Below are 11795 nucleotides of genomic sequence, written 5' to 3'. Positions count from 1 at the left end.
GTACCGTCGAGGTGTACGAAACAGTTTCGTTCGATTGACTGCTGTACGGGAGTCACGAACAGAAGCGCGAACAGGAGGTCGTCACATGGTGCGCACCCGGCTCACGCCCGAGCGCGAGAGCGAGCTGTACGCCGCCGTGCTCGACCTGCTCCGCGAGGTCGGCTACGACGCCCTGACCATGGATGCCATCGCCGCCCGCACCCGTTCCAGCAAGGCCACCCTCTACCGCCAGTGGGGGAGCAAGCCCGAGCTGGTCGTCAAGGCCCTGCGGCACGACAAGCCGGTGTCCCTCGCAGAGATCGACACCGGATCGCTGCGCGGCGACTTCCACGCCGCACTGAGCCGCAGCGACGACTGCCAGATGGAGAAGAACTCCGCGCTGATGCGGGGCCTGAGCCATGCCGTCCACAACAATCCCGATCTGCTCCAGGCCCTGCGCGAACTGCTGATCGAGCCGGAGATGACCGGCCTCGACACCCTGCTGCGCCGAGCCGTGGACCGGGGTGAACTGCGTCCGGACCATCCGGCGCTGAAATATGTACCGCACATGCTGATCGGTGCCTTCACCGCTCGGCAGCTGGTCGAGGACCGCGCGGTCGACCAGGCGTTCCTCACCGACTACGTCGACTCCGTGATTCTCCCCGCCCTCGGCGTCTGACCTCCGTCCCCTTCGCACGTCCCCTCCCCAAGCCCCACCTGACACGCCGCTCTCGTCGTCGGGCTGGTTCCTCACGCCCTTTTCCACTCACACGACCTGACCGGGAGTACGTCTCCGTGGCCACATTCCTCTACAAGCTCGGACGGCTCGCCTTCCGGCGCCGCCGCTATGTCGCCCTGATCTGGGTGGCACTGCTGGCACTCGCCGGATTCGGCGCGGCCTCCGCGTCCACCGCCACCTCCAGCTCCTTCTCGATCCCGGGTACGGAGGCGCAGAAGGCCTTTGACCTGCTGGAACAGCGCTTCCCCGACTCCAGCGCCGACGGCGCGACCGCACGTGTCGTCTTCAAGGCCCCCGACGGCCAGAAGATGACGGACCCGGCGAACAAGGCCGAGGTGAACAAGATCGCCGGCGAGCTGAAGTCCGGCTCGGACCAGATCGCCTCGGTCACCGACCCGTACACCGGCAACGCCGTCAGCAAGGACGGTTCCACGGCGTACGTCTCCGTGTCCTACAAGGTCAACTCGATGGAGCTGACCGACGCGACCCGGGACGCCCTCGAGGACGCGGGCCACACGGCGCAGAAGAGCGGGATGACCGTGGAGATCGGCGGTGACGCGCTCCAGGTGATGCCGGAGACCGGGGCCACCGAGATCATCGGTGTCGCGATCGCGGCGGTGGTGCTGGTCATCACCTTCGGCTCGCTGATCGCCGCCGGGCTGCCGCTGCTCACCGCCCTGATCGGGGTCGGCATCGGTGTCTCGACGATCACGGCACTGGCGAACGTACTCGACCTGGGCTCCACCACCTCCACCCTCGCGATGATGATCGGCCTCGCGGTCGGCATCGACTACGCGCTGTTCATCGTCTCCCGTTACCGCGCCGAGCTGGCCGAGGGACGAGAGCGTGAGGAAGCGGCCGGACGGGCCGTCGGCACGGCCGGTTCCGCGGTCGTCTTCGCCGGTCTCACCGTCGTCATCGCCCTGGTCGGCCTCGCGGTCGTCAACATCCCGATGCTGTCGAAGATGGGCTTCGCCGCGGCCGGCACGGTCGCGATCGCCGTCCTCATCGCGCTCACCCTGGTCCCGGCCTTGATGGGCTTCGCGGGCAAGCGGGTCATGGGACGCAAGGCGCGCAAGGCCGCCGAGGCGGAGAGCCGGCCCGAGGCGAAGCCGAACATGGGCACCCGCTGGGCGCGGTTCGTACTGCGCAAGCCGGTGTGGGTGCTGCTGGTCGGAGTCATCGGCCTCGGTGCGATCGCCGTACCGGCCGCGTCCCTGGAGATGGGCCTGCCCGACGACGGCTCCCAGCCCACCAGTACCACCCAGCGGCGCGCCTACGACCTGCTCTCCGACGGCTTCGGCCCCGGCTTCAACGGGCCGCTGATGGTCGTCGTCGACACCGCGGACAGCTCCGACGGCAAGACCGCCGCCAAGCAGGTCTCCGACGAGATCTCCGGCATCCCGGGCGTCGTCGCCGTCACCCCGGCCCAGTTCAACAAGGCCGGCGACACCGCGATGATCACCGTTGTCCCGAAGGACCGGCCGAGCTCCACCGAGACCGAGAACGTGGTCCACGCGATCCGTGACACGGGCAAGGACATCAAGTCCGACACGGGCGCCGAGGTCCTGGTCACCGGCTCCACGGCGATGAACATCGACTTCTCGCAGAAGATGAACGACGCGCTGCTGCCGTACCTGGCGCTCGTCGTCGGCCTGGCCTTCCTGCTGCTGATGCTGGTCTTCCGGTCGGTGCTGGTGCCGCTGAAGGCGGCCCTCGGCTTCCTGCTCTCGGTCGTCGCGGCCCTGGGCGCCGTCGTCGCGGTCTTCCAGTGGGGCTGGCTCGGCTCGCTCTTCGGCGTGGAACAGACCGGACCGATCATGTCCATGATGCCGATCTTCATGGTGGGTGTGGTCTTCGGTCTCGCCATGGACTACGAGGTCTTCCTCGTGACCCGGATGCGGGAGGCGTACGTCCACGGCGAGAAGCCCGGCCAGGCGATCGTCACCGGCTTCAAGCACGGCGCCCGGGTCGTCACGGCCGCGGCCGTGATCATGATGGCGGTCTTCGCCGGCTTCATCGGCTCCAGCGAGCAGATGATCAAGATGATCGGCTTCTCGCTCGCCATCGCCGTCTTCTTCGACGCGTTCGTCGTCCGGATGGCGATCGTGCCCGCGGTCCTCGCCCTGCTCGGCAAGCGCGCCTGGTGGCTGCCGCGCTGGCTGGACCGCCTCCTGCCGAACGTGGACGTGGAGGGTGAGGGGCTGCGCAAGGAGCTCGGCGAGGCACCGTCCGACGGCGAAGGTCACGGTGACGCCCAGGGCGAGCGCGAGCTGGCCCGGGTCTGATTCCTTACGAGCCCCGGGGCCCGCGTCTGAGCGGAGCGCGGCCCCGGACTGCGCCGGTTGCCTGTGGGGACGGGGGCCGGGGCGATGATGAGCCCCCGTGCGAGCGGCACGGGGGCTCATTCATGCCGTCACGCCCGGGTGGTCGCCGTCCGCACGGCCTCGGGGCTGCTCTCGTCGTGGATGCGGTGCAGGAAGCGGATCATCGACGCGTTGTCGAACTGCACCACCTCGACGCCGTCCGCCGAGTGTTTCTCCACGATCAGCTGCGCCCGGCCCAACGGCCATATCCGGATGGCGCCGCGCCTGGCCGGGGAGCGCATCCCGCCCTCCAGCAGATCGCGGCCGAAGGCCCAGTCGGTGCCGCCGGGGAAGGCGACATGGACGGTTCGCGGGTCGGAGCCGGCGTCGTACCGCAGGTCGACGGGGACTGCGAAGGTGTCGGTGGCCTCGGTGATGAGCCGGGCTTCGGTGTGCTCTTCGATCACGAGGGACATGGCCGACTCCTCCTGTTTGTCTATTCCTGCCCTCCAATGTTGCATATTCTGGCCGGTTGGCGCGGCGAGGGTGCCGGGGAGGCCGGGGTCGCACAGCTGTTATGTATGCGCTCTTGCGAATGGTTCGCAACAAGGACCTATCATTGAGAGGTTCATGACCCCGCGCAGCTACGCAGTAACGCAGGAAGCGGAGCCTCCTCCATGCATGTACCCGACGGATTCATCAACGCCCCCGTCTCCGCCGCCGCCGGTGTCGTCGCCGCGGGTGCCGTCGCCGTCAGCCTGCGGGGCGCCCGCCGTGAACTCGACGAGCGCACCGCTCCGCTGGCCGGCCTGGTCGCCGCGTTCATCTTCGCCGTACAGATGCTGAACTTCCCGGTCGCCGCGGGCACCAGTGGCCATTTGCTGGGCGGTGCGCTCGCCGCGATCCTGGTCGGGCCCTACACAGGGGTGCTCTGTATATCCGTCGTACTGCTCATGCAGGGCATCCTCTTCGCCGACGGCGGCCTCACCGCGCTCGGCGTGAACGTGCTCGACATGGGCATCACGACCACCGTCGTCGCGTACGCCCTCTTCCGCGGGCTGGTCGGCGTGCTGCCGCGCACCCGTCGCTCCATGACGGCCGCGTCCTTCGTTGCCGCCCTGGTCTCCGTACCGGCCGCGGCCTGCGTCTTCACGCTGATCTACTGGATCGGCGGCACCACCGACATACCGATCGGCAAGGTCTTCACCGCCATGGTCGGGGTCCACGTACTGATCGGTATCGGCGAAGCCGTGATCACCGCCCTGACCGTCGGCGCCGTCGTCGCCGTACGTCCCGATCTGGTCCACGGCGCCCGTGGACTCACCGCCCCGCTGAAGCTCCGGGTCGACGGCGAGCTCGTCGACGCCCCCGCCCGGCAGTCCGTCGCCCCCGTCGCCGCCCGCTCCACCCGGGGAATCTGGGCCACCGGCCTGGTCACCGCCCTCGTCCTGGCGGGCTTCGTCTCCTTCTACGCCTCCGCGAACCCCGACGGCCTGGAAAAGGTCGCCGCCGACCAGGGCATCGACAAGAAGACCGAGGAGCACGCCGCCAAGGACTCCCCGCTCGCCGACTACGGCGTCAAGGACGTCTCCGACGCCCGGATCTCGGGCGGCCTCGCCGGAGTGATCGGTGTCGGTGCCACGATCGTGGTCGGCAGCGGAGTCTTCTACGTGGTCCGCCGCCGTCGCACGCCGGACGCGCCCGTCGGCACCCCGCGCACCGAAGAGACCGTCTGACATGGGTGCCGGACACGCCCACAGGCTCTATCGGCACGGGCACTCGCCCGTCCACGATCTGCCGCCGCACTGCAAGCTCGCCGCCGCCTTCTGCTTCGTCGTGGTCGTCGTCTCGACGCCGCGCGAGGCGGTGTGGGCGTTCGCGCTGTACGCGGCACTGATCGGCGCCGTCACCGCACTGGCCCGCATCCCCGCAGGATTCCTGCTCAAGCGGTTGCTCATCGAGGTGCCGTTCGTCGCGTTCGCGCTGCTCATGCCGTTCGTGGTGCCCGGCGAGCAGACCCACGTCCTCGGCCTCTCCGTCAGTGTCCCCGGCCTCTGGGGCGCCTGGAACGTCCTCGCCAAGGGCACCCTCGGCGTCGCCGCGTCCGTGCTCCTCGCCTCCACCACCGAACTGCGCTCGCTGCTGCTCGGCCTCCAGCGACTCAAGCTGCCGCCGCTGCTCGTCCAGATCGCCTCCTTCATGATCCGGTACGGCGATGTGATCACCGACGAGATGCGCCGGATGTCGATCGCCCGCCGCTCCCGCGGTTTCGAGGCGCGCGGGGTACGGCAGTGGGGTGTCCTGGCCAAATCGGCGGGCGCGCTCTTCATCAGGTCGTACGAGCGCGGCGAACGCGTCCACCTCGCGATGGTCAGCCGCGGCTACGCCGGTTCCATGCCGGTCATCGACGAGGTGACGGCCTCCAGGACCCAGTGGGCGCACGCCTCGGCACTCCCCGTACTCGCCCTCATCATCTGTCTGCTGGGATGGACCGTATGAGCATGCCCACCGCCCCCGCGCCGTCCCTAGAGGTCAGCGGCCTCGCCTATGCCTACCCCGACGGCCACCAGGCGCTCTTCGGGGTGAACCTGACGGTCGCCCGAGGCGAACGCGTCGCCCTGCTCGGCCCGAACGGAGCCGGCAAGACCACCCTCGTCCTCCACCTCAACGGCATCCTCGACGCCGGTGCGGGCACCGTCCGGGTCGCCGGTCTCCCGGTCGAGAAGCGCAACCTCGCGGAGATCCGCCGCCGCGTCGGCATCGTCTTCCAGGACCCCGATGACCAGCTCTTCATGCCCACCGTCCGCGAGGACGTCGCCTTCGGTCCCGCCGCCTCCGGGCTGCGCGGCGCCGAACTGGAGGAACGCGTCACCGAAGCCCTGCGGCAGGTCGGCATGGAGGAGTACGCGAACCGGCCGCCGCACCACCTCTCCTTCGGCCAGCGCCGCCGCGTCGCCGTCGCCACCGTCCTCGCCATGCGGCCGGAGATCCTGGTGCTGGACGAGCCGTCCTCCAACCTGGACCCGGCCTCACGGCGCGAACTCGCCGACATCCTGCGGTCCCTGGACGTGACTGTGCTCATGGTCACGCACGACCTGCCGTACGCCCTTGAGCTCTGCCCGCGGGCGGTCGTCCTGAGCGAGGGCGTCATCGCAGCCGACGACCGTACCCAGGATCTGCTCTGCGACGAGGAGTTGATGCGCACCCACCGTCTGGAGCTGCCCTTCGGCTTCGACCCGCGTTCCGTGACTGTGAACATGGGGTGACCCGCCCCGCGTCCGACCTGCGGCGGGATGCACCATGGGGGGATGAGCGGGAGCGCAGGAACAGGCGTGGACGTACGGGGCACCGTGGCGGCCGGATTCGAACCGGTCCGGGATGCTTTCGTCCGTAACTTCGAGCAGCGCGGCGAACGCGGCGCGGCCGTCGCGGTCTACCGGGACGGGCGCAAGGTCGTCGATCTGTGGGCCGGTACGAGAGACGTCGACGGCGTCGAACCGTGGGCCGTCGACACCGTGCAGATCGTCCGCTCGGCGGGCAAGGGCATCGCCGCCGCCGTACCGCTGATGCTGCACCAGCGCGGTCAGGTCGACCTCGACGCCCCGGTCGGCACGTACTGGCCCGAGTTCAAGACGGCCGGCAAGGAACGTGTGCTTGTCCGCCACCTCCTCGCCCACCGGGCCGGCATCCCCGCCCTCGACTGCCCGCTGACCCCCTCCGAGGCGGCCGACGGGATCTCCGGGCCACAGGCCGTCGCGGCCCAGCGCCCTCAGTGGGAACCCGGCACCGACCACGGCTACCACGCCCAGACCTACAGCTGGCTCATAGGCGAACTGGTGCGCCGGGTCACCGGCCGCACCGTCGGCCGCTGGGTCGCCGAGGAGATCGCCCGACCGCTCGGCCTGGACTTCTGGTTCGGCCTCCCGGCGGACGAGGCACACCGGGTGGGCCGGATCGGGCCCGTCGAACCCCCGGCCGACGCGGGCAACGGCGGCGTCCTGAGGATGCGCCCCAAGCGGTCCGTCGTCGAGGCGTACCGCGACCCGGAGTCCCTCACCCGCCGCGCCTTCGGGGCCATCGACCCCCTCCCCGACGAGAACGACCCCGCCTACCGGGTGGCCGAACTCCCCGCCTCCAACGGCATCGCCACCGCCCGCGCGCTGGCCCGCTGCTACGCCGCGATGATCGGCCCGGTCGACGGCCACCGACTGTTCGCCCCGGCCACGCTCACCCTCGCCCGCACCGAGGAGTCGGCGGGCCCGGACCGGGTCCTGGTCGTCAGCACCCGCTTCGGCCTCGGCTACATGCTGCACGGCCCGGCGGCCCCACTGCTGGCCCCCGGCTCGTTCGGCCACCCCGGCCGGGGTGGCTCGCTCGGATTCGCCGACCCCGAATCCGGTATCGCGCTCGGCTATGTGACGAACGGTCTGCAGAAGGGAGTCACCGCCGATCCCCGTGCCCAGGCCCTGGTCAGGGCAGTACGGTCGGCGCTATGACTCCTCCTCACTCTGCTGGTTCACGGTTCGACGGTTACGGCGTACTCATCACCGGAGCAGGCCAGGGCATCGGTGCGGCCACGGCCCGCCGGCTGGCCTCGGAGGGCGCGTGCGTCCTGGTCACCGACCTGGACGGCGACCGCGCCGGACGCACCGCCGCGGAGATGCGCGAGACGGGCGCGACGGCCGAGTCGCTGCCCTGCGACGTGGGCGACCGGGCCGCGATCGAGGCCGCGGTGGCCCACGCCGTCGCCGCCTTCGGCTCCCTCGACGTGCTGGTGAACAACGCGTACGCCTGTGCCCCCGACGCCCCGTTCTTCGAGGACGAGCCCGACGAGGTCTGGGAGCGCGACCTGGACATCACACTCACCGGACCGTACCGCTGTGCCCGCGCCGCCCTCCCGCACCTGGTGGCCTCGGGCCGGGGCGCGATCGTCAACATAGGCTCGGTCAACGGCGAACAGGACTTCGGCAATCACGCCTACAGCGCGGCCAAGGCGGGCCTGGGCAGCCTGACCCGTACCCTGGCGGGCCATGCGGGACCGCGCGGCGTACGCGTCAATCTGGTCGCACCCGGCACGATCCGCACCGACGCCTGGGCGGGCCGCGACGCGGAACTGTCCCGGGTGAGCGGCCTCTACCCGCTCGGCCGGGTCGGCGAGCCCGACGACATCGCGTCCGCCGTCGCCTTCCTCGCCTCGCGCGACGCGGCCTGGATCACGGGGACGACGCTGCGCGTGGACGGCGGGCTGACCGCGGTCAACTCGGGCTTCCGGCAGGCGGTTTCGGGGGAGTAGGCGGCCTCCCGGCTGATCCGGGGTCGGTCGTCCCGTCGTCGATGCCGACAGGTCCTGGCCCCGGGCGCGCGGGGCGTCAGCCGCCCAGCCGGTACGCGGCCCAGCGGTCCGCCGCGCCCCGCAGCCGCCGGTCTGCTGGTGGATCGCTGTGTGGATTCCGTCGGGGAGCTCGTCCCAGTATTTCCTCGGCATGGCGCGGAGTTCAGGTGGGGTGCCGCACGGACGTGACACATCGGGATGCGGGTGTCACGTCCCCGCGAAGGGGTGAGGGCGGGCCGGGGGCACCTGACCCGTGCTGCACGGACGTGACACATCGGGATGCGGGTGTCACGTCCCCGCGAAGGGGTGAGGGCGAGCCGGGGGCACCTGACCGTGGCGCCGCCCCTCCCACTCAACTCGAGTGCAGCATCAGCCCGATGCCGACCACCATCAGCCCCGCTGCCGCGATGCGCGGCGCGCCGAAGCGCTCCTTGAAGAACACCGCGCCTATGGCTGCGCCGACGATGATCGACGACTCGCGGAGCGCCGCGATCGGGGCCAGCGCCGCCCGCGTCTGGGCCCACAGGACGAGGCCGTACGCCGTGACCGACAGAGCCGCGCCCAGCAGCCCGCGTGCGGCGAACGGCTTCAGCCGGTGGGCGAGTTGGCCCCGGTGGCGGTACAGCGCATAGGCCGGGAGGGCCAGACCCTCCAGGATCATCAGCCAGGCGATATAGCCGAGCGAGGTACCCGAGGCACGCACCCCGACCCCGTCGATCGTGGTGTACCCGGCGATCGCCAGGCCGGTCGCGACGGCGGCGACCAGCGCCGGCCAGTCCGGGCGTCTGCCGGAGCCCCGAATGCCCCAGAGGGCGAGCCCGACCAGTCCCGCCGAGGCCACCGCGACGCCTGTCGTGGCCCAGGCATCGGGGTGTTCACCGACGAAGACGGCGGCGAGGACCGTCACCACCAGCGGGGCCGTGCCCCGGGCGATCGGGTACATCTGACCGAAGTCGCCCAGGGTGAACGAACGCATCAGCAGCAGCATGTACGCCACATGCAGCGCGGCCGAGACGATGATGCAGGGCCAGGCCCCGGCGGCCGGCAAGGGGACGAAGCAGGCCGCCGACGCGCCGATCAGCAACCCGCCCCCGGAGATCAGGGTGAAGGAGAGAAGCTGGTCCTTGATCGCATGCGCGATCGCGTTCCAACTGGCGTGCGTGACCGCGGCGATCAGGACGGCGAAGGCGACCAGCGGTGTCACTCGGACTGCTCGCGCACATCCACCACGGCTCCGCCGGCGTGCCCGATCAGCGTCTTGGGGTCGAGGGGGAACACGGTGTGCGGGGTGCCGGCCGCCGCCCACACCACGTCGTGGTCCAGCAGACCGCGGTCGGCCAGCACCCGGGTCTTCGTGCGGTGCCCGAAGGGCGGCACGCCACCGATCGCGTACCCGGTCGTCTCCCGGACCAGATCGGCCCCGGCCCGCTTGACCTTCCCGGCCCCCAGTTCCTCGCGTACGAGCTCGACATCGACGCGCGAGGAGCCGTCCATCAGGACCAGCACCGGGACGCCGTCGGCCTCGAAGATCAGGGACTTGACGATTTCGCTGAGCTCGCAGCCGATCGCGGCAGCGGCTTCGGCGGCGGTCCGGACGGCCTCGGGGAACCGGCGGATCTCGACCTGTAGCCCCAGCTCCAGCAGGGCCTCGGCGAATCGGGGGTGGGCTCGGGCAACGGTGGTGTCGTTCGTGCTCATGCCCTGCACGCTAGCGAACACCGCGCGGGCCACGCGACGAGGTTCCATGCGCGGGGGCGCGTCATGAACCCGCTCGCAGTACCGCCGCCACCACCGGTCCCGCCGCGTCCCCGCCGTGGCCGCCGGACTGGACGACCGCCGCTGCGGCCAGGTCGTTGCTGAAGCCGGTGAACCAGCTGTTGGACGTGGCCTGGCCGTCCACCTCCGCCGAGCCCGTCTTGGCGCCCTTGTCGCCTCCGACCGAGGCCATCGCGGCCTTTCCGGTGCCCCAACTCGCGGTCTGGCGCATCATGTTGATGAGCTGCTGGGAGACGGACGGGGACAGCGACCGGGAGGCAGTGGCGATCTGCCGGCCGTCCAGGGACCGGTCCACGAGGATCGGCTGGCGGAAGGTGCCGTTCTTTGCGGTGGCGGTGATGGACGCCATGTTGAGGGCGTTCATCTGGACCGTGCCCTGACCGATGTACTGGGCGGCCGCCTCGCCTTCGGTCTCCTCGGGCACGCTGCCGTCGAAGGACAGGATGCCGGTCTTCCAGTCCAGGCCGATTCCGAAGACGTCGCGGGCCTCCTTGGCGAGCGCCGCGTCGTCCTTCGTGTCGTCGATCAGCTTGATGAAGGCGGTGTTGCAGGACCGGGCGAAGCTGGTCGTCAGAGTGCCATCGGGAATGGAGAAGTCGTCCAGGTTCTTGAAGGTGCGGTTGTAGTACGTCGCGGTCGGCGGGCACTCGATCTTCTGGTTGGCCGAGGCGAGGCCCTTCTCGATCAGCATCGCCGCCGTCACGATCTTCATCGTCGAACCGGGCGCCTGCTTGCCCTGCATCGCCGCGTTGAATCCGGTGGCCGGATTGTTGGCGACCGCGCGGATCGCGCCCGTGGACGGCCGGACCGCGACCACCGAGGCCTGACTGAACTTCTTCACGGCCACCTCGGCCGCCGCCTGGGCGTTCGCGTCCAGCGTGGTCTGCAGCCTGCCCGGCCTGCCCTTGGTGAGCGTCAGCAGGGTCTTGTCCGGGCCGCCCGCGTCCGCGCTCTCGATCCAGGTCTCGATGCCCGCGGTGCCGCCGGCCTTCTCCCCGTACTTCTCGCGCAGTGCGTCCAGGATCGGCCCCAGGGAGGGGTACTTCTCCTTGGTGAGCACCTTGTTGTTGTGGTCGACGGCCTCGATCGACGGCGTCGACGCCTCACCCGTCTTGAGCGACGCACCGGCCATGAGATCCGGGTGGATGACGGTGGGGGCCCAGTCGACCAGCGGTCTGCCAGTGGTCAGGCCGCGCACCACGGTCAGTGCGGAGGAGTACGACCAGGGCTTGGACTTCCCCTCGAACGACACGGTCGCCTTCACCGTGTACGGCACCTTCGTGCCGACCGCCGGGCCCGGAGTGATCACCGCCTCGGTGACATGGGCGCTCTCGCGGTAGCCGGTCAGGGCCTGCTCGGCCTCGGCCGCGTTGTTGGTGAGCTGGGACGCGGCAGCCGCGTCGCCGCTCGCCCAGGCCTTGAGGAACTTCTTCGACGCGTCGTCGATCTCCGCCTTGGTGACCGGCCCCGTCTTCACTTCGGCGGAGGTGGACTTGCTGTCCGTACCGTCGCCGCCACCGCCGTTCAGGCCGTCCAGGACGTTGTACGCCCCGTAGCCCACCCCGCCGACCACGACCGCGAACACTCCGCCGACTATCGCAACCTTCGCTCCACTGCGCATCCCTGCAGTCCCCCTCCCCAGGAGTTCCCCTTGAACGCGTTC

11 protein-coding genes are annotated in these 11795 nt (G+C 70.4%); 7 read left to right on the top strand and 4 right to left on the bottom strand.

Annotated features, from left to right (window positions below; translation table 11 throughout):
- The first annotated feature begins 85 nt into the window (after positions 1 to 85).
- Positions 86 to 658: a TetR/AcrR family transcriptional regulator gene (locus ACFVYE_RS10920; protein ID WP_383961648.1), complete on the top strand. Its 573-nt coding sequence runs from the start codon at positions 86 to 88 to the stop codon at positions 656 to 658.
- A gap of 116 nt (positions 659 to 774) precedes the next feature.
- Positions 775 to 3006: an MMPL family transporter gene (locus ACFVYE_RS10915; protein WP_383961651.1), complete on the top strand. Its 2232-nt coding sequence runs from the start codon at positions 775 to 777 to the stop codon at positions 3004 to 3006.
- Positions 3007 to 3134: 128 nt separating this feature from the next.
- Here ACFVYE_RS10915 and ACFVYE_RS10910 read toward each other — a convergent pair whose 3' ends face one another.
- Positions 3135 to 3500: an SsgA family sporulation/cell division regulator gene (locus tag ACFVYE_RS10910; RefSeq protein WP_383961654.1), complete on the bottom strand. Its 366-nt coding sequence runs from the start codon at positions 3498 to 3500 to the stop codon at positions 3135 to 3137.
- 201 nt (positions 3501 to 3701) lie between these two features.
- On the opposite strand from ACFVYE_RS10910, the gene ACFVYE_RS10905 reads away from it, so the two are divergent.
- The 5 genes from ACFVYE_RS10905 (at position 3702) to ACFVYE_RS10885 (ending at position 8317) form a co-directional block, all read left to right on the top strand.
- A complete protein-coding gene (locus tag ACFVYE_RS10905; RefSeq protein ID WP_383961656.1) occupies positions 3702 to 4760 on the top strand; it encodes an energy-coupling factor ABC transporter permease in 1059 nt (352 codons plus the stop codon).
- Position 4761: 1 nt separating this feature from the next.
- The gene (cbiQ, locus tag ACFVYE_RS10900) at positions 4762 to 5523 is read left to right on the top strand and encodes a cobalt ECF transporter T component CbiQ (protein ID WP_383961659.1); all 762 of its coding nucleotides are present in this window, start codon (positions 4762 to 4764) and stop codon (positions 5521 to 5523) included.
- The gene (locus ACFVYE_RS10895) at positions 5520 to 6290 is read left to right on the top strand and encodes an energy-coupling factor ABC transporter ATP-binding protein (RefSeq protein ID WP_114244991.1); all 771 of its coding nucleotides are present in this window, start codon (positions 5520 to 5522) and stop codon (positions 6288 to 6290) included. Before cbiQ ends, ACFVYE_RS10895 begins: the two co-directional genes overlap by 4 nt.
- Before the next feature lie 66 nt (positions 6291 to 6356).
- Positions 6357 to 7520 carry a serine hydrolase domain-containing protein gene (locus tag ACFVYE_RS10890; protein ID WP_383961711.1) on the top strand — a complete coding sequence of 388 codons (1164 nt, stop codon included), beginning with the start codon at positions 6357 to 6359 and terminating at the stop codon, positions 7518 to 7520.
- The gene (locus ACFVYE_RS10885) at positions 7517 to 8317 is read left to right on the top strand and encodes an SDR family NAD(P)-dependent oxidoreductase (protein WP_389605076.1); all 801 of its coding nucleotides are present in this window, start codon (positions 7517 to 7519) and stop codon (positions 8315 to 8317) included. The genes ACFVYE_RS10890 and ACFVYE_RS10885 overlap by 4 nt, the downstream gene beginning before the upstream one ends.
- A 391-nt stretch (positions 8318 to 8708) precedes the next feature.
- Here ACFVYE_RS10885 and ACFVYE_RS10880 read toward each other — a convergent pair whose 3' ends face one another.
- From ACFVYE_RS10880 to ACFVYE_RS10870, 3 genes are all read right to left on the bottom strand, one after another.
- Positions 8709 to 9560, bottom strand: a complete 852-nt coding sequence (locus tag ACFVYE_RS10880; protein WP_383961665.1) for an EamA family transporter — start codon at positions 9558 to 9560, stop codon at positions 8709 to 8711.
- A complete protein-coding gene (locus ACFVYE_RS10875; RefSeq protein ID WP_383961668.1) occupies positions 9557 to 10054 on the bottom strand; it encodes a YbaK/EbsC family protein in 498 nt (165 codons plus the stop codon). The genes ACFVYE_RS10880 and ACFVYE_RS10875 overlap by 4 nt, the downstream gene beginning before the upstream one ends.
- Positions 10055 to 10115: 61 nt before the next feature.
- A complete protein-coding gene (locus ACFVYE_RS10870) occupies positions 10116 to 11753 on the bottom strand; it encodes a penicillin-binding transpeptidase domain-containing protein (RefSeq protein WP_383961670.1) in 1638 nt (545 codons plus the stop codon).
- Positions 11754 to 11795: the final 42 nt, after the last annotated feature.

Origin of the sequence: Streptomyces sp. NPDC058239 (assembly GCF_042882185.1) — a bacterium.
Lineage (GTDB): Bacteria > Actinomycetota > Actinomycetes > Streptomycetales > Streptomycetaceae > Streptomyces.
This window is presented reverse-complemented; position numbering and strand designations above follow the sequence as displayed.